The sequence below is a fragment of the Candidatus Neomarinimicrobiota bacterium genome, from assembly GCA_018651745.1.
GTDB lineage: Bacteria > Fidelibacterota > Marinisomatia > Marinisomatales > TCS55 > JAAZYX01.
In genome coordinates this window covers 1-22,991 of sequence record JABIDL010000003.1, presented here as the reverse complement: position 1 = coordinate 22,991, position 22,991 = coordinate 1, and the positions used below count along the sequence as shown (strand labels likewise).

Sequence of the window (22,991 nt, the reverse complement as noted above, 5' to 3'; positions counted from 1 at the left end):
CAGCCATACCACGGGCGCTTTGGGTCATCGTGATCGCGGCCGTTAAGGTTGTCTTACCGTGATCTACATGACCTATCGTTCCTATATTTACATGTGGCTTTGTTCTCTCAAATTTCTGCTTTGACATTGTGTGTTCTCCTTCTTGTTTATAATTGTTCTGAGCCTACGACCGGAATTGAACCGGTGACCTCGTCCTTACCAAGGACGCGCTCTACCGACTGAGCTACGTAGGCACACCTTGATATTTGAGCGAGCGATGGGGATCGAACCCACATCACCAGCTTGGAAGGCTGGGGTTCTACCATTGAACTACGCTCGCGTAGTTGTGGGGAGAGGAGGACTTGAACCTCCGTAGGCGTACGCCGGCAGATTTACAGTCTGCTCCCTTTGACCACTCGGGCATCTCCCCGGTAATATTAATTTTCTTTTTTTCTTCCATCGATGTCCTAAATTTTTTCTTACCAATGTTTTTTCGTATCGAGCCGGCGAAGGGACTCGAACCCCCGACCTGCTGATTACAAATCAGCTGCTCTACCAACTGAGCTACACCGGCAAATCTTTTTAACAATTCCGCTAGTGAAGCCGTTATTTCAACCATTTCAGATACCACTATACGACGTAAAAATCCTAAAAGATTCATCCAAATAGAATTTTGATTAATATCTGTTCTTTGTTTCACTTCGGCTCGACCTGTACGAATAAAGCCTAGAAAATTATATAAGATAAATAATAGTAACAATAACTATTAAAGATAAATTTAAAATAATTATTGAGCTTAAAGTTTCTTTATTTTTGTTCCGGTCGTAGTGTCTTCCACAAGCCATCCTTTATGAGACAATACATCTCGGATCCGATCAGACTCTTTCCAATTTTCACTATTTCTAGATTTTTCTCTTTGAGTAACCAAATCCATTATTTCCTCAGGAACATCATCCTCGTCACAAAAAATCTGAAAGAGAAAATTAAATCTATCTAAAAAATACAGTCCGGATGTTATTTCCTCAGCTGAAATATTCCCATCATTTAATTTAGTATTTATTTTCCTGATCCATTCAAAGAAAACTGCAAGTGCTTCTGATATATTTAGATCGTTATCCAAAGCTAAAACAAATGAATCGAATTCAATGGGTAATTCTGCATTGGTAAAATCTCCCTGACGATTTAAAGAGTCAAGCCGATCCTTAAAATCCATTACTCTTGAAATAGTTTTTTTCGATTCCGCCACTTTTTTCAAGGTAAAATTTAGCCGTGATCTATAATGACCGGTGAGTAAAGCCAATCGAATTGCTTCTGGATATATTCCTTTTCCTATAAGATCCTTTAATCGATAAAAATTTCCTAACGATTTACTCATTTTTCCACCATCCACCAATAAATGCTCTGAATGCATCCAAACATTGACAAAATCAGATCCATTCCCGGCAACAGATTGAGCCAATTCATTTTCATGATGAGGAAATATATTGTCAGTTCCCCCACAATGAATATCAAAATGATTGCCTAGGTAATGCATAGACATGGCAGAACATTCAATATGCCACCCGGGACGACCTTTCCCCCACGGAGAATCCCAATGAACATCGCCATCTTCTTTTTTCCATGACTTCCACAATGCAAAATCTTGTAGGCTATCCTTTGAATAATCATCCGTTGATACGCGATTCGTTTGGGTCTGCCCAGTCAAATCTAAACGAGCCAATTTTCCGTAATCCTTAAATGACTTTATTGAAAAATAAACTGACCCATCATCCGTGGTATAAGCATGGTTATTATTTAGCAGTAATTGAATCAGGCCAATCATAATTGGAATATGATCTGTTGCAGCCGGATATTCATCTGCCGGTAACATATTGAGAAGTTCTGAATCTCGAAAGAAATTGTTAATAAATTTTTCGGTAAGTGTCTTTAAACCTATCCCCTCTTCATTTGCCCTGTTGATAGTTTTATCATCTACATCCGTCAAATTCATTATGTGAGTAACGTTAAATCCGCGAAGTATCAAAAAACGTTTCAAAAAATCCTCAAACAAAAATGTGCGAAAATTCCCAATATGTGCGTCATCATAGACAGTGGGACCACAAGTGTATAGCTTTACTTTTCCTTTTTCTAAGGGAACAAATGTTTCCTTCCGACGAGTAGCTGAATTATAAAATGAAATGCTCATTGTATGTATTTACCCATGCGCCGCTAGTTGAATAATTTTATCAATCAGATTGATAAATGACAGCCCGTTTGCTTCTGCTGATTTCGGAAGTAAACTTGTTGAAGTCATTCCCGGAAGCGTATTGATTTCTAAAAAATATGCATCACCTTTTTCATCCATCCTAAAATCAACCCGGGAATAATGTCTACATCTCATCATCGAATGGATTTCTAATGCAATTGCTTGAATTCGCATTGATGTTTCTTCCGTAAGGTCCGCCGGACACAGATAATCGCTCAATCCTTTTGTGTATTTACATTGATAATCATAAAACTCATGCGATGGGGTTATTTCAACCACTGGAAATGCTTCATTCCCAATGATGGAAACAGTGATTTCTTTCCCATGAATATATTCTTCGATTAATACAACACCGGAATGCTGTTTTGCTAATTCTACTGCTTGGGGCAATCGGGATTGATCTTGAATAATGGATAAGCCAAGCGAACTCCCTTCTCTACTTGGTTTTACAACAAGTGGATAATTGAGGCTTATTTCATTCGGGATATTTTCATGGCTACCAATTGAAATCCAGTCAGGCGTTTTAATTCCTTTGTTTTCAGCTAAAGATTTTGATACGCGTTTATCCATGCAAATTGCTGAAGCTTCCACCCCAGATCCGGTGAATGGCACATCAAGAGATTTTAAAAACCCTTGAATAGTTCCATCTTCGCCACCCGTCCCATGCAATCCGTTAAACACTAAATCTACTGATTTAATTTGGGGAACAATGGAAACGAGATCCATATTGATGTCAAGAGTTTGAACTTCATGACCTAACGAAATACATGCATCCGCAATTGCCTTTCCGGAATCTAGAGATACATTTCGCTCTCCGGAATGTCCACCCATGATCACTGCAATCTTCATTTTGAATCCTTGGATAAAATCCAATTTACAGCTTTTTCTAAATTATCAACCACAGCTATTGGAAATTCAGATTTAATAAAATGAGATTCCGATTCAGATCCTTTTCCAGTTCTAACAAGGATTCCATCCATTATTAAAGATTGTGCAGCTTCCATATCTGCAATTCCATCCCCAATCATAACTGAATTAGCAAGATCAATCCCATATATTTTTGCGGCTTCAAAAAACATGCCAGTGCCCGGCTTTCTTCGCTCGGTCGCATGATCCGGATGGTCATTGCAAACAAAAATATCAAGCAAGTCCAAGCCGTGATCCTTAAAAGCAGTTTGGACATAATGATGGATTTTATTCAATTCATTTTGCTCAATGATTCCCCGAGAAACTCCGGATTGATTTGTAACGATACAAAACCGGTTATCTTTTAGCTTTTGTAGAGCAGGTAGTGCGAAATCAAAGAATGTGAAATCTCTTAGTGATGCGATGTAACCCGGATCAGGATTCAATGTGCCATCACGATCTAAAAATATAGTATCATATGCTTTCATCAGGAACCACAGATTTTTTTAGATCAACAATCCGAATAGACCCTTTTACGAAATAAATAGCACCAATTACCAAAAGTGGGAAAAACCCTATGGCATGAATGATGACGGCAAAAGCTTGGGCATGAGTTAATGCAACCTCATACACATTTGTCAAAATATAAACTGCAGCTGCATGATAGGTGCCAACATATCCCGGTGCTGATGGAATGGTGATCGCAAGAGTTGTTGAAATAAGCAGTATTCCCATTCCAGAAAAACCCAGGTTAATCCCGGTTGCTTTTACAACTAACCAAACCGATATATAATAAAGCACCCATAAAAACACGGTATGAAATGCAATCATTCCGATGTGTTTCGTATTTTTGAGAGCAGTAATACCATTCAATACATTATTCAGTGAGAATAAAATTTTCTGTGCCCATTTAGATTCAAATATTTTCCAATGAATCACCTTTTCATGAAATTTGGAATGGCTATTACCTAACCAAATGGTTCCTACAAAAATCAAAAGTGATATTACTCCAACAAATAAAAGAAATTCTGTACTTAGCATTTCAGATTGAAGGGATGGCGCAAAAATTGCAATCATTGCCGCAAGACCCAACATATCCAAAATTCTTTCTAAAATAATTGTACCAAATGATGAAGACGGTGTCAATTTTGTGTATGAAGAAAGACTGTAAGCTCTCAATAGTTCACCAAGGCGAAACGGCAAAACGCCATTTCCAAAATATCCAACCATTGTAGAACCAAATAATGGATGAAACTGTAACGATTCGAATGGCATCAAAATCAGCCGCCATCGTTCTGCTCTAATACCAACAGAGAAAACCATTAAAATCATCGCTAACGCAACCCAACCGTAATTCACATTTGAAATCGTATCTACAAGTTGGACAAAATCCATGTCCTTAAAGGCATAATAAAGGCCACCCGCACTCATTAGAATGCCAATTAATAATTTGAACCACTTATTCACGTAGGTCTATCCTCTCATTTACATCAGGATTGAAAGAATGGAATTTTGATTTTTTCCCGATGGGTTTTGTGTCCAATATAGTCATGACAGTTTTTATTTTAGGTCCATTTTTTAGCGTAATGTTTGTGGGCAGAAAAGATTTGTCACTCATTCGAATTGTACCGCTTGTTTCCATTTCTGGAACAGTAAACTCTATCACTATGTGGTTCTGTTTCAATATTTGATTCATAATAATGATTTTATTTCCATCCTCATTAAGTAGCGAAATAATATTCACATTGCCTTCATATAATGTATCCTTAATGAGTTGCGAAGATGACTTGTTCCAGGTTTGAACGTCACGTCCCTCTACTTTGATTTCTTGATCACCAATGGACGCAAAATAGCGATTCTTGCCAATAATTTCTATCGTGCCATTTCCTAGCCAGGTTTCACCTTGCATCGTCTGATCGACAGTGAAGGAAAGTTCTACTCCAGGTGGATCCGTCAATGCTTTGCGCAAAGAATCAATATAGCTTGGCTTAGCACCGAGAGAAAAAACAAAAATAAAAGGTAGAATAGAAAAACGATTAGTCAAGCTAATTAGGGATTTAGACTTTCTATATATGTTTCATCGACTAAAACCTCTCTTGCTTTACTACCTGTAAATGGACCGACGATTCCAGCCTGTTCCATTTCGTCAATAATTCTTGCTGCGCGAGAATACCCCAATTTAAGTCGGCGCTGAAGAAGCGATATAGACCCTTGTTGGTGAGTCACCACAAGTTTGACAGCTTCATTGAACATTTCGTCCAGTTCTCCTCCACCATCAAATCCCCCGGTACCTACTATTCCCTCACGGACAGATGGAAGTACAAGTGCTTCAGGTTTTGGTTGACCTTTTACATGAGAAACAATTGCCTCAATTTCATTTAAAGATATAAATGCATTATGAAGTCGAACCGGATCGGATGACCCTGAGCCAAGAAAAAGCATATCGCCCTTACCAATTAGTTTTTCTGCACCCTGCATGTCAATAATAGTTCTCGAATCAATTTTTGTCGCCACCTGAAAGGCAATTCTGGATGGAAAATTTGCTTTAATAACACCGGTAATCACATCTACAGATGGTCGCTGAGTTGCAATAATTAAATGGATTCCAACTGCACGGGAAAGCTGCGCCAAACGCGCAATGGGAGCCTCTACATCACGAGCACTCATCATCATTAAATCTGCTAATTCATCAATCACAACAATAATATATGGCATGATAGGATTACCATTATTTTTCATCTTCGAATTATACTCAGAAATATTCCTAACGGTCTCATCTGCCATTTTATTGTACCTTCGTTCCATTTCCTTTTCAACGGACCGTAATGCAAGTATAGAATGGTCATGCGAAGTCACAATCGGTTCATCGATATCATCCATTTCAAGAAGATGGTAGCCTTCCAACCCTCTATAGAGAGTCATTTCCACTTTTTTAGGATCAATAATTACAAATTTAATTTCATCAGGCGCTGCCGAATATAACAAACTGCAAACAATGGTATTGAGGCAGACAGATTTTCCCGACCCGGTGGTACCAGCAATCAGCAAATGCGGCATTTGTTCTAACTCTAAAGTAGAAATTTCTCCGGAAGTAGTTTTCCCAATTGCCAAGGTCAATTTGAATTTAGTATTTACAAATTTTTCGGAGCTGATCACAGACTTGAAATAAACTGTGTCAGGATCTTTATTCGGGATCTCAATACCAACAGATGATTTTCCAGGAATTGGCGCAATGATACGCACTCTGCTAGCTTCCATTACCCGCGCGAGGTCGTCTGCCAATGCAACAAATTTATTTACACGCACACCTTCTGCTGGCTCTACTTCAAATAATGTAATGACAGGCCCCGGACTCACATTTACCACTCGACCTTCCACGCCGAATGTGTTGAGGGATTGTGTTAAAAAATTGGCTCTATCTACAAGTTCCACTTTGGTTAATCCGCTCTGAATGGTTGGGGGTGTTTCAAGAATGTCTGCAGGCGGAAGTTGGTATTTTCGTTTTGGTTTAGTGCGTTCAGCAATGGAATCCAGATCAATTTCTTCTTCCTTTACTTCTTCGCCTATTTCAATACCGGACTCACTTTGAGATTCTGCATTTTCATCGCCGGTTTCCGATTCTACCATGTCATCAAGTTGCGGAGTCTCCAGCTTATCGCTAACCTCGGCGTTTGATGCAATAGGGTCTTCTTTTTCGTCCACATTAGCTTCGATTGAATCATCCTTAGGCTCTTCTGCCTCACTCGAACTCGCATCTTCATTTTTGGCATCTATTAGTGGGTCAACTTTTTCCTTATTGACACCTTTTGAGGAACCACCTTGCGTTTTTTGTTTAAGTTTAGATAACAGATTTTGAGTGTGCTGTTTCTTTTCGGTTTCCTCTTCTTCATGGATTTGAACGAGGTTTTTCTCAGCACGTTTGGTTTTAATAATATTGATCCATTTTTCAATTGGTGCGTAAAAACTGAACGAGAAATAGGATCTTACTAATATCAACCAAAGAACTAAAATAATGGTAAATGCACCGATAGGATGTAGAAAAAATTCATGTAAAAAATGTGCAATGGTTCCTGCCAATACTCCACTGAATGCAAAAGATGAATTTTCAGAAATTGTTTTTTCGATGGATCCAATCGTAATTGCTGTCAATACCATCGATGCTAAAAAGAATTGCGTCATTTTGATCAATTTTCCCAAATCTTTTTTACTGAACAACCACCAGCCCCACACCGATCCTAAAGCCGGAAGAACAAGGGTGCTATAACCAAACGTCATTTTGATAAAAACCCATGCTAAGAGAACACCTACAGCTCCCATCGGATTTTCGATTTGAGTATTTGCAGAAATCCCTCCAGGATCTTCACCCGGATGGTATCCCAACTGGCTAACAAACACTAGAAATGAAACAGCCATAGCAAGGATTCCTAATATTTCTAATCTCTTTTCATTCATGCGTAAAGGTCTCCGTTTGATTTAATGACAGTTCGGAACCAATCCACAAATTGTTCAACTCCTTTATTAAAATTTGTTTGTGGGGAATAACCTAACCGGCGCTCACTCCTGCTGATATCGGCGAATGTTTGCACAACATCCCCGACAGGCATTGTTGACATTGTAATATCAGGCGTTTTTTCTGTGGCAGAACCAATTACATTTACCATATCAATCAATTTCACTGGTTCTGAGTTTCCGAGGTTGTAAATCATAAAAGTGTTTGGCGCCTCTGTTACTTTGATTATACCATCTATTATATCATCAATGTAAGTATAATCTCTGGCACTATTTCCATCACCAAAAACGGTAATTCCATTCCCATTTAGGATGGATCGAACAAATAAATGAATTGCCATTTCCGGGCGTTGTCGCGGACCATATACTGTAAAAAAACGAAGACAGGAAATGGGTAATCCTGTAAGATGGTGATAGGTTTGGCAAAGCAACTCACCCATTCGTTTAGAAGAACCATACGGTGAAATTTGACCATCCACTCTGTCGTCCTCCGAAAAGGGAACCTTTTCATTATTACCGTACACCGAAGATGACGATGCAAAAACAAAATGATCAACGGTATGATCTTTTGCTACATCCAATAAAACCTGCGTCCCCATCACATTAACGTCTAAATATAATCTCGGGTTTTCTACAGATGGGCGAACACCTGCCATGGCAGCCAAATGAATGACCTTCCCAATGTTGTGCGATTTAAAAAGTGATGAAACAATTTGCTTATCTCGAATATCGCCTTCGATAAATGTATAATTATCCGAAGACAAGTGAGGCAATTGATTCAATCGTTTGATTTCCGGATTATAGAAATCGTTCATATTATCAAGACAAACTACTTTTTTATTTTCCGCTAAATAATGATCTACAAGGTGCGATCCAATGAATCCGCACCCACCTGTTACGAGAATGGATTTATCAGGCATGTAAGGTTCCATTTCTATAAAAGGGGTTTTTTACAATTTCAGCTGATTTTTTCTTCCCTCGAATATCCACAACTATTTCTGTCCCATTTTTGGAATAATCTTTTGAAACATAACCTATTCCAATTCCTTTCCCAAGTGTTGGAGACATCGTTCCGCTTGTTATAATTCCAATTTCATCCGATTCCTTCCAAATGGTGTAACCTTTTCTGGGAACAGCTTTTTCTGTCATTTGAATACACACTAGTCTGCGCTTTGGATTTTCAACAAAAGATTGGATGGCTTCCTTCCCAATAAATTGAGGTTTATCAAAATGAATAGTCCATTTCAATCCAGCCTCAATTGGATTTTTATTTTCATCGATATCATTTCCGTACAAACAATATTTCATTTCCATGCGAAGCGTATCTCTAGAGCCCAGACCTGCCGGAATAATTTCATCCCCACCGGATTGGAAAATCGCACCCCAAACGCCAGGCGCATCCGGAGAAAAACAATAAATTTCGTATCCTAATTCACCGGAATATCCAGTCCTTGCCAACGTAACAGAATATCCACTTAGGGAACATTCGGTAAAAGTATAAAATCCCAAGGTAGAAATATTGAAATCGAGTAACGGGTTTAAAATAGCCCGAGATTGTGGTCCTTGAACCGCAATTAATCCCGTTTCCTCGCTGATGTTTCGAATGGTGGTTCCTCGATAGGCATTTTGTGAGAGCCAAGCAAAATCCTTTTCGATATTTGACGCATTGACGACAAGCATATAACCCGATTTTTTTTTGTAAATGAGTAAGTCGTCAATTATCCCACCACTAGGATTGCACATCAGCGAGTATTGCGCGTCACCGGTTTTCATGCTGGAAACATTTCCAACGGTTACCATGTCTAAAAAAGATTCAGCATCAGTTCCATGCACAAAAAATTCCCCCATATGACTCACATCAAATATCCCGCACTTAGCGCGCACTCCACAATGTTCATCTATAATTCCGGAATACTGGACCGGCATGAGATATCCTGCAAAATCAACCATTTTGGCACCCAGACTAATATGAGTCTCGTAGAGAGATGTTTTTTGAAGTTCAATCATGTTAAGAAGATTCAAAATAGGTTTTCAATTTTGCCATTCCTTCCCTGATTTCTTCCTCAGAAATCCCGGAATATGCAAATCGAATAAAATAATCTTTTTCGTTGGGATTCGGCCGACCAAAGTGTTCTCGCATACAAAAAGAAACACCAGATTGTTCCAATGCTTGCACTTGTAGATCTTTCAAGTTGGTGAAACCTTTGCGTTTCATTATTGAAGTCACATTTGGAAAGAGATAAAACGTACTATTGGGGGTTGCAATTTGAGTCCCATCAATCGCATTCAGTCCTTCAACAGCTGCATCTCTTCTGCGTTGAAGTAAATCCAATAATTTTTGCGGTCCGGACTGGTCTCCCGTCAAAGCCTCAATCATAGCCCATTGCAAAAAATGGTTGGTGCACGATTCGTCATTCACATTTAGTCTGCTGATATTTTCAATCAATTCTTTTGGTCCAACGGATGCGCCAAGTCTCCACCCAGTCATTGCAAATCGTTTTGAAAAAGTGTATAAGATTACTGTTCGTTCCCGCATACCGGGGATTGCTACGATAGATTTCGGTTTAATTCCGTACCGAACTTCATAATAAGCATCATCACTTAACATCCAAAGATCATGTTCAATTACAATATCTGCGATTGCTTCCATTTCAGATTGGGACGACTCAGCACCAATCGGGTTTTGATAATTATTATAAATGAGTGCAACAGTTTTATCTGTAATGGAATTCTTTAGTTCTTCTAGATCAATATCAAATCCGGAATCTGTTTCAAAATAATGATAAGGAACTGCTTTACCGCCTTGATATTCAATTTGGGATTCGTAAATCGGATATCCGGGATTTGGATACAAAACTTCATCGCCGGGATTCATCACAGTTTGAATAAATTTCCCGATTGTGGGTTTGCCTCCGGGTTGAACGCTAACTTGATCTGTTGAGTAGGATACACCACGCTTCTTTCCGACATCATCTGCCAACGCATTCCGCAGTTCCGGGATACCTTCTGCTGGGCAGTAAACATTTTTTCCATCTCTGCAAAATTTATTTGCGGCTTCAATAATATTTGGTGGGGTTGGCAGTTTAATATCTCCCAAATGAAACGGATATACTTTATTTCCTTTGTCCGCCCATGCACGAGCTTGAGCAGAAACGGCAAATGCTGTTTCTGTACCCAAATTAAGTAATCGATTTGCAAACGGTTTCATGATATCACATGCGCCAATGCTTTTTTAATTAAACCCTCAAGACTCCCGTTCAATTCATCTTTTTCTTCCAGTTTTCGAAGCGCCTGATTTATCTGCCCACGCTTATATCCAAGAGCAGTTAAACCCGTAATTACATCTTTCACCGTTTCAGCATTTTCAGAAGAAACAATGGGTGGATATTCTGAATCGGCTATATCGGTAAATTTATCTTTTAATTCCACAATAATTCTCTGTGCAGTTTTAGCGCCGATACCCGGGATGACGGTCAGAGCTTCTGCATCACCGGAAACAATTCTTTTCCTGAATTCACTCGGTTGGGTTCCGGATAGAATTTTTACGGCAGATTTGGGACCGATTCCACTAACCGATGTTAATAATAAGAATACGTTTCGTTCCTCTTCTCCGCTGAATCCAAAAAGATCTAAACCATCCTGCCGAAAATTCAAATATGTTTGGATTTCCATTTCCTGTCCCACATTGGGAAGACTTTGGTAAGAAGAAAGTGTAATTTGAACAGAAAAGCGAACTCCATTCACATCAACCACCGCAAATGTGGGGTCCTTCTTAATTAAAATTCCTTTTAATGAATCAATCATATTTTTATAGATATTTATTTTGGTTTATGTAGCAAAGACCTATTGCCATCGCATCAGAAATATCCAATGATTTTGGCATTTCTTTCAATTTGAGAATTTGCTTTACCATATATTGAACCTGTTCTTTGCTGGCATTTCCATTTCCCACGACTGACATTTTTACCTTTTTTGGCGCAAACTCTACACAATGAATCCCCATTCGTGCAGCTGCTAAAATTAAAACGCCTCTAGCCTGGCCCAGCATGAGCGCAGATTTAAAATTTTTATGAAAGAATGTGTCTTCAATCGCCATTACGTCCGGCTGGATTTCCTTAATGATTTCAGTACTTTTTGAAAATAGATATTCAAGTCTATCTGCAAGAGTCTTTCCTTTCGGTGGTGTAATGGTTCCATACATTTTAGCAATTACTTTTCCCTTATTTTCTTCTAGCAATGCGTATCCGGTAGCGCTTAACCCGGGATCAATGCCAATAACTTGCATGGTTACCTATCCTTCTACCGAATTAAAATTAGTAAAGACAGACCGAATATCGTCATGGTCTTCCAATTGCTCAAGCAATGTAATTACTTGAACCGATTTTTCAGCATCCACTGTTTGGGTGTTTTTTGGAATCATTTCCAATACAACTGACTGGACAGAGAAACCGAGTTTATCAAGTGCATCCCTCACAGTCATTAATTCAGAAGGATGGGTCGTAACCACACAGGAACCATCATCTGTTTCAAAATCTTCCGCACCGGAATCTATCACAGATTCAAAAATATCGTCTTCATTATGCGATCCTTGATCTAGGACAATTTGTCCCTTTTTTTCAAACATCCAAGATACGCTTCCGTTTTCGCCAAGATTTCCACCGTATTTTGCCATGAGGTGTCGCACTTCTGCTACAGTTCGTTTTCGGTTATCGGATAATATATCCATAAAGATGGCGACACCTTCCGGGCCATATCCTTCGAGGGTGGATTCTTCGTATTGAACACCTTCCAATTCGCCGGTGCCTTTTTTAATGGCTCGCTGCATGTTATCTTGAGGCATATTCGCAGCTTTTGCATTTATGATTGCCTGACGCAGGCGTGGATTACTTTCCTCGTCGCCGCCACCATCACGTGCAGCAATGGTAATTTCACGAATAAGTTTGGTAAAAATTTTCCCGCGTTTCGCATCAATGACAGCTTTTTTCCGCTTAATAGATGACCATTTACTATGTCCGGACATGGTTCCTTTGGTATTTTTGTGAAAGAATTAGCAATGAAATTACGACCATTGTTGCTGCTTTCCCAAATGGTCAAAAGGGTTATCTTTTCGGCGATCCAATTAATTCAAACTCATTCGCACTCGTGATCTTCACATTCATAAAGGTCCCGGGTTCTGTTTTTCCTTCTATTTTAACGATATTATCCACTTCAACAGAATCATATTCGGTTCGCCCTACTGCGACCTCTTCACCTGCTTCATCAACAATGACCTTTAAAGTTTTACCGACTAAAGATTGATTATTTTCAAAACTAATGCCAGCTTGAATATCTTGTAGCACTGCTTTTCTTTCGTCCTTTACTCCGCGGGGAACATCATCCGATAAATCTGCTGCTAAAGTACCTTCCTCTTCAGAATAAGTAAAAATACCAAGTCTGTCGAACCGAATATCTTCAGCAAAATCACATAATTCTTTAAAATGATCTTCTGTTTCCCCGGGGTAACCCACAATGACCGTTGTTCTCAAATGAATTCCCGGCACATGCTTCCTGAGCGAATCAATTTTCTTTCTGATCCCATCTTGGTTCAGTCCCCTACGCATCGATTTCAAAATCGAGTTAGACGCATGTTGGACAGGCATATCAAGATATTTACATATTTTCGAAGATGATCCCATCGCATCAATTATGCTTTGAGATAAATGGGCCGGATGTGCATAATGGATTCGAACCCATTCTAAATCATCCGATGTTTCCTCAAGGGCAAGAATTAGATCGGCTAACGATTGCTTGTCCCTGAAATCCCATCCATAGGTTGTTGTATCTTGAGCAATGAGAAGCAATTCCTTGGTTCCAATCGATATCAACCTTTCAGCTTCATCTATAATGCTCGAAATCGGACGGCTTTTTTGAAGACCTCTCATCAGTGGAATACTACAAAATGAACAACCGTTATCACATCCTTCAGCAATTTTCAAGTACGCATAATGTTTGGGGGTAAGGATCGATCGTAAAAATAACGGATCATCGCGAGAAAAAGTTTTTCCTGTAATAAACGATACAATTTGCCGATGATCGTTACTTCCAAAAAATCTGTCCACTTCAGGAATTTCTTTAGCAAGTTCATGGGGATACCGTTCGGACAAACAGCCCATCACAACAAGTTGATCCAATATTCCCTTGCGTTTTAGTTCTGCGGCCTGCAGGATGGTTTCCACAGATTCTTCTCGCGCCATATCTAGAAATCCGCACGTGTTTACAACAATCGTATTTGCGACTGTTGGATCGTGAGTGATATTGAATTTCGATTGCTTAAGCCCTCCAAGCAATATTTCTGAATCGACAAGATTTTTTGCACACCCGAGACTGATGAGGTGTAGTTTTTTTTGTTCACTCACGATCAATGCCGAGAATGGATTTCACATAAGTTTCCCCGCTAAAAGGTTCAATGTCATTCAAATCTTCGCCGGTTCCAACATAGCGAATCGGAAGAGATAATTCTCGAACCAGTGGAAATGCAATTCCCCCTTTTGCAGTTCCATCCATTTTAGTGAGAATAGCACCATCGAGATCAACATGGTCCGAAAACACCTTTGCCTGATGAAGCGAATTCTGCCCCAGAGATGCATCAATGGTAATGAGAGATTTTTTACTGAACTGAGGAAAATGTTCATCTAATACGCGATTCATTTTTGATAATTCAACCATTAAATGATTGTACGTATGAAGCCTGCCGGCAGTATCAACAATAACCATATTTGAATTATTTGCAACTGCAGATGTCAATCCATCAAATATAATCGCTGATGGATCTTTAGATGCTTCATTTGAAACCAACCGGATATCCGCTCTATTTGCCCACACTCTAAGTTGCTCAGCTGCAGCAGCTCTGTAGGTATCTGCTCCCACTAATAACACATTTTTATGTGGTTTAAAAAACCGGGCTAATTTTGCTGCAGATGTCGTTTTTCCGGTTCCGTTTACGCCAACAATTAATAAAACGGTCGGGGGTAAATCATCATTCGGCAACGGACTCGATTCTATAGTTTGTAAAATATCAATCAGATAATCGGATACGACTTGGATTAAATTTTCACTATTTGTTTTTTCAGTTAAAGCGAGAATTTCTTCTGTAGTATCTATTCCCATATCGCTTAATAGAAGGCTGGCCTCTAACGCATCCATTGAACCCAAATCGGCGGACTTGTTTGTAAAGGATTTTAGAGCTTTGGATAAAGAATCCCGGGTTCGGCTCAATGCCGAAAAAAGGGATGTTAGTGGCGTCATATGTTTGACTGCCGTCTATATTCTTTGATAAAGGTATTGAAATACATCACCCAGCTCACAGAAAGTAAAATAGCTGCAGCCCACAAGGTCGCTTCGGGAAGCCAGTCCACATGTTTTAATGGGAATACGTGCAAAATTATGGCTAGCGATGAAATGCCGGCTCCCCATTTTCCATACCAATTTGATTGTAGGATGAAATGAGATTGATTGAGCAAATAAATGGCCGGGATGGCAATGGCTACATAGCGAATGAGAAAAAACCAATAAAACCAAAGAGGAAATCTTCCAATCAGTACCAAATACGACGCAATTGAAAATATGACTACAAAATCTGCGATGGGATCCAGCCATTTTCCGAAATGAGTTACTTCATGTGCTCGGCGGGCCAAGTATCCATCTAACGCATCCGAAAGAACTCCAATCACAATCAAGATAAAAGTATAAGTAGCCCAATCAGGATTACGGAGTGTATAAATAATGGGGATTACCAATAATGCCCGAATCAGACTTACCATATTTGCCATCGTTAAAATTCTTGATGGATCGGTTAGTTTTATTTTCACAGGATTCATATTATTCATGGTCATCAAATTGTACTTTATCGTGAGCGAGGCTATGCTCAATTTTGGTTAAATCTATATATCCATCGCAAACAGAAGCGAGGAAATTAGTATTATGTGAAATAAATACAAGATGTTTACGCGACATGATTTCATTAAAATAATTGATCATCTTTTGCGTTTGCTCTGTCCCAAGCCCAAAAGTCGGTTCGTCAAATATCAACACTTCGTAATTACAATTGGAAAGCAAAATAACCACCGCAAGCCTGATCATATTCCAGGGTAAATCAATCGGATATTTATGTTTTATCGAATCCCAAGGAATGTGGTGTTCTTGTAACACATTGATACAGGTGGATACGTGATACTCATCCATTTTTTCATGAGCAATCAGCTGATCAAGAAAGAATTCTAATGACGATACACCAAGCATTCGCTCAGGAAATTGGTCCACCAAAGCAATCGAAGGTGTTTTATGATTAATCGTGAGTTTCACATCGCCGGAATCCGGTTTTAACCCCTTCGACAAAAGACGAGCAATTGTAGTTTTTCCGGATCCGTTTTCACCTCGCAACCCGATGCTTCGGCAGTTCTGTATTTCTGATGTCCATCCGGAATACAATTCATACCCATTTTCATATGAAAAATGTAGATCCTGAATTTGTATTCTCATTCCTCCAGCAGGTTTGTTTTTCCCTTTGTGATAAAGGGGAATTTTGCTTTCATATTTTTTAAAAAATGCAGATGTCATTTCCCAAATAGAATCGCCATAATCTAAATCGGAAGGATCACTAGTAAACCAAATAACAATGAAGTTTTTAGATTGAATTTTTTCTCGAATTTTTTCAACCCATTTCTGTTTTGTTTTCAGAGTTAAAAATGAAAGGCCGTCATCAATAAAAATTAAATTGGGATTGCTGCCAAAGGTTGTCACAAGATTCAGCTGTTCCATTTCTCCCCCGCTCAATGTAACCGGATGCCGGTCCAAAGAAATTTTCCGAGGAAGATCCTCCGCTGATGAATTAACTTTATCCTGAATCCATTTCACATCTACTGAATTGCACTCAAATGCAAATGCCAATTCCTGATGAATGCTGTCCGCCACAATTTGGTTATCGGGATTTTGAAAAACGATTTGAATGTTTTTAGGAATTACTTGTTTTTGAATTTCATAATTCGGGATGCCGTTTGGATTTGATCCTGCAAGCGAATGAATAAGCCAAGATTTTCCAACACCGCTCTCTCCATAAATTACATGAAGTCCAGGTCGGAACTCGAGATCATTTGTAAATGAAAATTTAGGATATTGTATGGAAAATGATAGCATATCAATTCTTAATAATTCCGCGTACTACTCGTGTTGCAGAGCCGAGGTTTCTGTGAATTACACCTGTTGCTTCATAGCTGGATTTTATTAAGGATTCATCTGATTGTAATAATGTTTCAATGCCTTTTTGAAGTTCATCTCCACTTGAAATGGTAAATCCACCTTTTGCTTCAATGAGTTCTTCTGCTGCATGTGACACCGCATAATTTGGTCCAAAAAATACCGGAAGTCTCGCAATTGCTGGTTCCATAACATTGTGAACCCCAGCAGAAAAACCTCCACCAACGTAGGCTACTTGCCCATTCCAATACAACTTTGAAAGGACACCAACCGTTGCCACAACAATCACCTTTTCTGATCCAATTTGATTTACCTTATTATGATTCATTACCGATGTTTCAAATTGCTCACCTTTAAAAAAGGAAACGGCATCGGATACAGTTTTTTCATCCGGCTCATGCGGAACCCAAATGAGAGAAAGTTTAGGAAATTTATTGAGTAGATTTATCATTGATGAACGAATGATTTCTTCATCTTCGCGATGGACGCTTCCGGCAATCAGACATTTCTTTCGACTCAATACAGATTCCGTATGTTGAGCTGTAAAATCGTCTGCGTGGGATTTTACCTGATCGTAGCGTGGATTTCCAAATGCCTGAACGTCCGGCCGGATCGGCCCGGTCAGCAATTGAAGCAATCTATCGTGATCAGATTTTGTGACCGTAAAAATTTCAGTAAAACAATGATACACCGAAGCATAGAAATTCCTAAGGATTGGCGACAGTTTTTTGGTTCCTTTTACAAACCGGACAGCAAATAGTGTTGTTTTTATATTCAAAGATTTTGACATCCAAACGAGATTTGGCCAAATATCATAAGCAGCAAATATCAGTTTTTTAGGATTTACAATTTTCAAAGCTCTGGTAATTGTCCAAGGAAAATCAAATGGCAAGTACACTTTACATTCGATATTGTCATCCTTCACATGGTTGAAACCTGATGGAGAAAAAAACGACACCAATATTCTTGCAGTGGGTTCAACATCTTTGAGACCTTTAATCACGGGCCGAATTTGTTCGTATTCTCCGTGAGACGCTGCGTGGAACCAATACACGGGCGCCTTGTTTTTCTCATCGCTAAAGTGAGTTTTTAATATGGATAACGAAGACAGTCTCCCCATGATGCCGGTCCGTAATTTTTTATTAAAAAGTGCAACAATTAATGTTAGAAAAACCATCAGCGGTAGAAAGATGATATTGTATAATAATTTCCAGAAAATTATCATGATATGTTTGCGATTCTCAGCGCACTTTCAACAACTGATGATGGTGGAATATTCGTCATGCAAAATTGTTCTTTCCTATAACATGACCGTTTCCCATTTTGTGAGCATGGTCTGCATCTCAGATCCGGTACCGATAAAAGATTCGATGTCGAAAGTTGTGTACCTCCTCCGCTTTCTATAGATGTCGGCCCCATGATCATGGTTACCGGAATTCCGAGGGCCTCCGCAGCATGCATAAATCCTGTATCCGATCCAATGGCAAATTGTGACAAAGAAAGTACCGACAGCGATTCTCGAAATGTGAGCATTCCGTGAGCATCAATACAATCTGGATTTTCTTTAAAAATCTTCGCACAAATATCGTCAGACTTTCCGCCTAGAATCACGGTTTGCATTTGTAATTTTTCGGATAATATTTTTGCCACTTCCGCATATCGAATTGGATTCCACATTTTTTGTTTCCATGCGGCAGATGGGATGATTGTATAAAACGGTCCTGTAATGTTTTGGTTCTTTAACCAATCTTTAGCGAACAATTTTTCTTCATTTTTCACCGCCAATTCTGTTAAGGGAATATCAAAATTATCAGGAAGAAATGACTTCATTGGCTCATGATACAATGCACGTTGAGAAAACCCGGCTTCGAAATGGTTTAGATGAAAATTGAACAACTTAAATCGTTTCCATCTCGGTTTTTTAAGAACAACCGTTTTAATACCATGCAATTTAGATCGAATCCATTTTGATCTAAGGGAATTGTGAAGATCCACAACTAAATCATAATCACCAATTCGAAGGTTTCTGGCAAAGTGAGTCATTTCTTTTATATCGGCATCGGCATGTAAACAAACCAGCCGATCGATTGCCGGGTGGAACAGCAATAAATCCTGAAAGCGATCTAATGTTAAAAAATCAATTCGAGAATCGGGAAAGGCGGTTCGGATACTTTTGAGTGGTGAAGTAGCCAGTACAATATCACCGATAGAACTAAACCGGATGACCAAAATGGCCTTAGGTGATTGCATGTTACCTAATTCGTTGGCTGTTAAATGCAATTAGCTCTGTCATGGATTGCTTGTAGGGCGAATCCGGATATTCAGCAATAGCATCCAAAGCTTGATTTCCAAATTCATCCATTTTATTTCGTGCATATTCTTGTCCGCCGGCTGCATCTACAATATCTCTTAAGCGTCCAATATTTTTTCGTGATTTTTTTGACCCATTCAGCAATTTTTTTACTTCTTTAGCGGCAGGTTTTGACAGCGTTTTGTAGGAATGAATTACAGGTAGCGTCATTAAATTTCGTTTTACATCAGCACCCACATTTTTCCCGATATCTTCTTCTTTTCCGAAAAGGTCGAAAAGATCGTCCCGAATTTGAAATGCCATTCCCAGCTTGGCTCCGTAGGTACGCATGGCTTCGCGATCTTTTTCTTTGCCTGTGACAGTAATGGCACCCAACTCACAACTTGCCGAAATTAGAGAAGCAGTTTTCTGAAAAATCATATTGTAATAATCCGTTTCAGATATGGTACGAGTTATCGTTTTTTCAATTTGAAAAATTTCTCCCGCGCTCATTTTTTCAGCTGTACTCGAAATCAGCATCAGAGCTTCAAAATCTTTGATACCTACGATATTGATCAATGCCTTGCTCATAAGAAAATCACCCATCAAGACGGCCACTTTATTTTTCCAAGCGCGATTAATTGATGGAAACCCTCTTCTTTTTTCTGCGTCGTCAACCACATCGTCATGCACCAGAGTTGCCACATGCAAAAGCTCAATCATTACAGCGGCGCGGTAGCTATTTAGGGATGGTTTTTCTCCACATACTCGTGATGCAAGGATTGTTAAAATCGGGCGAATGTGTTTCCCTTTATGGCGCAGAATATATTTCCCGATCGTATTAACTAAACGGACTTCGGACTTAAGTGCATCCCGAAATTCTTGTTCGAATACTTTAATATCTTCAAGAATTGGAGCGGTGATTTGTTTGAGTTCTTTAAGGTCTTTGCGCACGGGTTAAGTTACCAAATATGAAGTGGGCTACCAATCATTTCCCCTTGGTTACAAACCAAGCTACGCCAATACTAATTTCATATAAAATTACCAATGGAAGAGTCATCATGAAGAGGCTAACCGGATCCGGCGGCGTAACAAATGCGGAAATAATCATAATTAAAACGATTGCATGTCTGCGATAATGACGCATGAATGCAGGAGTTGCAAAATTAATTTTCGCCAAAAAATATACCAAGACAGGAAGTTCAAACATCAACCCGCACCCAATCATGAGCCATGTAATAAAACTGAAATAATAATTGATGGAAAACTGATTTTGAATATCCGTTACTCCCATGGATGCAAAAAATGTGAGCGAAATAGGGATTAAAATAGTAAAGGCAAAATAAATTCCAGATAAAAATCCGAGGTACGTGAACAGAATGAGCGGAAATGCAATGTTTCGTTCCTTTCCTTTTAGCGCCGGCGCGACAAATTGCCAGAACTGGTACGTAATGATGGGAAGGCCAATGATCACACCTCCAATAAATGCAACGGTCCATTTAATCAGGAACATTCCCTGAACTTTTAGCACCTGCAATTCCCACGGCGCATCTACAGATTTAATAGGCTGAATCAGCAATTCTAAAATAGGATCAATAAAAGAAAAAGTAACCGTCGCGCCGATGAGGATTCCAATCAAAGATTTCAAAATTCGCCACCTCAATTCTTCAAGATGATCGAGAAAATGCATTGTCTTTTCGGGTTTTCTAGTCATGTCAGGAATTACGCAATAGTTCTTTTGACGCTTCGAATGGTGACATTCCAATAGATTCTAGCGATGCGGTTCGCTTCTCTAATTCTTTCATTTTAGATGAAGTCCAAAACCCTTTAAGCAATTCTTCATGGACAAGGGCACGCACCCGATTGCGATAACGCGTAAGTCGTTTTTCATTTAACCGGCCGGAAGAATCGAGTTTTGAGAAGGAATCATAAATCGTAGTGTACAAATCTTCAATGCCTGTTCCGTCATTTGCCTGCGTATTTACCACCGGAGGTTCGATTCCGTCTTTCCGTGTTGAGTGCATCATTCCCTTAAGCAAATGTGCCAATCGTTTGGCACCTTGTCTATCTGATTTATTAATAATAAAAAGATCTGCAATTTCGATGAGCCCTGCTTTCATCATTTGAATTTCGTCTCCGGATTCCGGGACCAAAACCACGCAGGTAATATCTACAGCTTTAGCAACATCATATTCTGCCTGCCCAACTCCTACCGTTTCGAAAATAATAATATCTTTTCCGCTGGCGGCGAGCACATCGCCAACATCTTGCGCTTTGCGTGCCATTCCACCCAAATCGCCATGCGAGCCCATGCTACGGATAAATACATTGTCATCCCAAGAATAGGTATTCATTCGAATCCGATCACCCAAAAGCGCACCGCCGGAAAATGGACTTGTCGGATCAACTGCAACAACGCCGACCGATTTTCCATCTTCAATATATCGACGAATGAGTTGATCGGTAATGGTACTTTTTCCGGCACCGGGAGGACCTGTAATTCCGAACCGTATCGCATTTCTTGCGTGCGTATGAATTGCCGGGAAAAAATCCTTGGGAAGCGACAGGTCATTTTCAATATTTGAAATGACACGAGAAAGAATCCTGTGGTTGTTGGACCGGATTCCATCCAGCATTGAGTCCGCCATGGGGATGGTTACATGTAAGTTATGTGTTAGGAAAAATTTTTCTGGAAGAAATCAAAATTGTAAATAATCAACGTTTTTGCCTTGCGAGACATGTATCCGTTGTCTTCCAAAACTCTTAGAGTACGTGAAACTGTTTCTCGAGATGTCCCGGCCATGTTGGCAATATCTTGTTGAAACGGAAAATTTTTAATCGAGACGTTCCCCTGTTTAATAGTACCAAGTTCTTCTGCGAGCCTTACCAAAACCATTCCAATTCGTTGGTCTGCATCCGCAAGAGACAAACTTTCAATTTGCTGATCACTTTTTCTCAAACGTCTTGCAAGTTCTTCTAAAAAGCTAATTGCTATCTTGGGGAATGTCTCTAGAATATCTAGGAAATCTCCCCGAGTCAGTGTTAAAACTTCGGAATCGTTAATGGATACGATATTGGCTGAACGACCTTCGCCATCTAAAAGAGACATTTCGCCGAAAAAATCGCCTTCGCCGAGAATTGCCAAAATAACTTCCCTACCTTCACCGCTGAGACGTGTAACCTTTACACTACCGGATGACATGACAAAAAAAGTCTCACCGGCAGCATCTTCTAGAAGAATCATTTGTCCTTTGGTGTAAGACCGAGTTACCATCTTATCGGATATTTTTTTCAGCGTTTCATCACTGAGATCAGAAAATATGGGGACCGATTGAAGAAATTCTACTTTACTCATATTCTAAAATAAGATTATTACGGACTTTTTCAAATTGGTTTAAATAAACATTTTTTAGGCATTAATGTGGCACAAGCTTCCCAGCGCATGCAAATCCATGACTAAGGATGGTCGTGGAACAACTTTAATGATCCAATGGGCTTTTTACAGCCAGAGGTCCTTTTTGCATCACATGAGTATAGATCATGGTTGTGCGCACATCTTTATGTCCCAGCAATTCTTGCACAGAACGAATATCATAACCATTTTCTAACAAATGGGTGGCGAAAGAATGACGGAACGAATGGCATCCTGCCTGTTTATGAATCCCTGCATTGCGTACAGCCTTTTTAACAGCACGCTGAATATTGGATTCATGAACATGATGTCGCCTAATAATCCCAGAAACAGGATCTTTATTTAATGATTTGCCGGGAAACATAAAGTACCATCCCAATTCTCTACCGGCATTGGGATATTTTTTATCAATAGAATAT

At 39.4% G+C, this 22,991-nt stretch carries 24 protein-coding genes and 4 tRNA genes; all 28 read right to left on the bottom strand.

Annotated features, from left to right (window positions below; all coding sequences use genetic code 11):
* On the bottom strand, positions 1 to 127 hold a 127-nt coding region (gene tuf, locus HOD97_00445; protein MBT4280080.1), incomplete at its 3' end, for an elongation factor Tu.
* A gap of 33 nt (positions 128 to 160) precedes the next feature.
* Positions 161 to 233: transfer RNA gene (locus tag HOD97_00440), tRNA-Thr, on the bottom strand.
* A 15-nt stretch (positions 234 to 248) separates the two neighbouring features.
* A tRNA-Gly gene (locus HOD97_00435) sits at positions 249 to 319 on the bottom strand.
* 7 nt (positions 320 to 326) lie between these two features.
* A tRNA-Tyr gene (locus tag HOD97_00430) sits at positions 327 to 409 on the bottom strand.
* Between the two features lie 71 nt (positions 410 to 480).
* Positions 481 to 553 (bottom strand) — tRNA-Thr (locus HOD97_00425).
* A gap of 222 nt (positions 554 to 775) precedes the next feature.
* A complete protein-coding gene (locus tag HOD97_00420; GenBank protein ID MBT4280079.1) occupies positions 776 to 2,164 on the bottom strand; it encodes a cysteine--tRNA ligase in 1,389 nt (462 codons plus the stop codon).
* Between the two features lie 9 nt (positions 2,165 to 2,173).
* Complete coding sequence (locus tag HOD97_00415; GenBank protein ID MBT4280078.1) at positions 2,174 to 3,073, bottom strand: D-alanine--D-alanine ligase; 900 nt, start codon at positions 3,071 to 3,073, stop codon at positions 2,174 to 2,176.
* Positions 3,070 to 3,618, bottom strand: coding sequence for an HAD-IIIA family hydrolase (locus HOD97_00410; GenBank protein MBT4280077.1), 549 nt, complete (start codon positions 3,616 to 3,618; stop codon positions 3,070 to 3,072). Before HOD97_00410 ends, HOD97_00415 begins: the two co-directional genes overlap by 4 nt.
* On the bottom strand, positions 3,605 to 4,597 hold the full coding sequence (locus tag HOD97_00405; GenBank protein MBT4280076.1) for a flippase-like domain-containing protein: 993 nt from the start codon (positions 4,595 to 4,597) through the stop codon (positions 3,605 to 3,607). Before HOD97_00405 ends, HOD97_00410 begins: the two co-directional genes overlap by 14 nt.
* Complete coding sequence (locus HOD97_00400) at positions 4,590 to 5,174, bottom strand: hypothetical protein (GenBank protein MBT4280075.1); 585 nt, start codon at positions 5,172 to 5,174, stop codon at positions 4,590 to 4,592. Before HOD97_00400 ends, HOD97_00405 begins: the two co-directional genes overlap by 8 nt.
* A 5-nt stretch (positions 5,175 to 5,179) precedes the next feature.
* The gene (locus HOD97_00395; protein ID MBT4280074.1) at positions 5,180 to 7,582 is read right to left on the bottom strand and encodes a DNA translocase FtsK; all 2,403 of its coding nucleotides are present in this window, start codon (positions 7,580 to 7,582) and stop codon (positions 5,180 to 5,182) included.
* Entirely contained in the window at positions 7,579 to 8,559 is a 981-nt protein-coding gene (locus tag HOD97_00390) for an SDR family NAD(P)-dependent oxidoreductase (GenBank protein ID MBT4280073.1), read from the bottom strand. The genes HOD97_00395 and HOD97_00390 overlap by 4 nt, the downstream gene beginning before the upstream one ends.
* Positions 8,552 to 9,646, bottom strand: coding sequence for a glycine cleavage system aminomethyltransferase GcvT (gcvT, locus tag HOD97_00385; protein ID MBT4280072.1), 1,095 nt, complete (start codon positions 9,644 to 9,646; stop codon positions 8,552 to 8,554). The genes HOD97_00390 and gcvT overlap by 8 nt, the downstream gene beginning before the upstream one ends.
* 1 nt (position 9,647) lies before the next feature.
* Positions 9,648 to 10,847: an aminotransferase class I/II-fold pyridoxal phosphate-dependent enzyme gene (locus HOD97_00380; GenBank protein ID MBT4280071.1), complete on the bottom strand. Its 1,200-nt coding sequence runs from the start codon at positions 10,845 to 10,847 to the stop codon at positions 9,648 to 9,650.
* A complete protein-coding gene (gene ruvA / locus HOD97_00375) occupies positions 10,844 to 11,443 on the bottom strand; it encodes a Holliday junction branch migration protein RuvA (GenBank protein MBT4280070.1) in 600 nt (199 codons plus the stop codon). Before ruvA ends, HOD97_00380 begins: the two co-directional genes overlap by 4 nt.
* A gap of 4 nt (positions 11,444 to 11,447) precedes the next feature.
* Positions 11,448 to 11,924 carry a crossover junction endodeoxyribonuclease RuvC gene (ruvC, locus tag HOD97_00370; protein MBT4280069.1) on the bottom strand — a complete coding sequence of 159 codons (477 nt, stop codon included), beginning with the start codon at positions 11,922 to 11,924 and terminating at the stop codon, positions 11,448 to 11,450.
* 6 nt (positions 11,925 to 11,930) lie between these two features.
* Positions 11,931 to 12,659: a YebC/PmpR family DNA-binding transcriptional regulator gene (locus HOD97_00365; protein ID MBT4280068.1), complete on the bottom strand. Its 729-nt coding sequence runs from the start codon at positions 12,657 to 12,659 to the stop codon at positions 11,931 to 11,933.
* A 79-nt stretch (positions 12,660 to 12,738) separates the two neighbouring features.
* Complete coding sequence (gene rimO / locus HOD97_00360; GenBank protein ID MBT4280067.1) at positions 12,739 to 14,040, bottom strand: 30S ribosomal protein S12 methylthiotransferase RimO; 1,302 nt, start codon at positions 14,038 to 14,040, stop codon at positions 12,739 to 12,741.
* A complete protein-coding gene (ftsY, locus tag HOD97_00355) occupies positions 14,027 to 14,923 on the bottom strand; it encodes a signal recognition particle-docking protein FtsY (protein MBT4280066.1) in 897 nt (298 codons plus the stop codon). The genes rimO and ftsY overlap by 14 nt, the downstream gene beginning before the upstream one ends.
* The gene (locus HOD97_00350) at positions 14,920 to 15,504 is read right to left on the bottom strand and encodes a CDP-alcohol phosphatidyltransferase family protein (protein ID MBT4280065.1); all 585 of its coding nucleotides are present in this window, start codon (positions 15,502 to 15,504) and stop codon (positions 14,920 to 14,922) included. The genes ftsY and HOD97_00350 overlap by 4 nt, the downstream gene beginning before the upstream one ends.
* Positions 15,497 to 16,810 carry an ATP-binding cassette domain-containing protein gene (locus tag HOD97_00345; GenBank protein MBT4280064.1) on the bottom strand — a complete coding sequence of 438 codons (1,314 nt, stop codon included), beginning with the start codon at positions 16,808 to 16,810 and terminating at the stop codon, positions 15,497 to 15,499. The genes HOD97_00350 and HOD97_00345 overlap by 8 nt, the downstream gene beginning before the upstream one ends.
* Position 16,811: 1 nt before the next feature.
* Entirely contained in the window at positions 16,812 to 18,095 is a 1,284-nt protein-coding gene (locus HOD97_00340; protein MBT4280063.1) for a hypothetical protein, read from the bottom strand.
* Entirely contained in the window at positions 18,092 to 19,120 is a 1,029-nt protein-coding gene (locus tag HOD97_00335) for a glycosyltransferase family 9 protein (GenBank protein ID MBT4280062.1), read from the bottom strand. Before HOD97_00335 ends, HOD97_00340 begins: the two co-directional genes overlap by 4 nt.
* Before the next feature lies 1 nt (position 19,121).
* Positions 19,122 to 20,114 carry a polyprenyl synthetase family protein gene (locus HOD97_00330; GenBank protein ID MBT4280061.1) on the bottom strand — a complete coding sequence of 331 codons (993 nt, stop codon included), beginning with the start codon at positions 20,112 to 20,114 and terminating at the stop codon, positions 19,122 to 19,124.
* A 34-nt stretch (positions 20,115 to 20,148) separates the two neighbouring features.
* Positions 20,149 to 20,874, bottom strand: coding sequence for a twin-arginine translocase subunit TatC (tatC, locus tag HOD97_00325; GenBank protein ID MBT4280060.1), 726 nt, complete (start codon positions 20,872 to 20,874; stop codon positions 20,149 to 20,151).
* Between the two features lies 1 nt (position 20,875).
* Complete coding sequence (gene meaB / locus HOD97_00320; GenBank protein MBT4280059.1) at positions 20,876 to 21,808, bottom strand: methylmalonyl Co-A mutase-associated GTPase MeaB; 933 nt, start codon at positions 21,806 to 21,808, stop codon at positions 20,876 to 20,878.
* 26 nt (positions 21,809 to 21,834) lie between these two features.
* Positions 21,835 to 22,515, bottom strand: a complete 681-nt coding sequence (locus HOD97_00315; GenBank protein MBT4280058.1) for a Crp/Fnr family transcriptional regulator — start codon at positions 22,513 to 22,515, stop codon at positions 21,835 to 21,837.
* A gap of 124 nt (positions 22,516 to 22,639) precedes the next feature.
* A partial coding sequence (locus HOD97_00310; GenBank protein ID MBT4280057.1) for a tyrosine-type recombinase/integrase occupies positions 22,640 to 22,991 on the bottom strand: 352 nt, incomplete at its 5' end.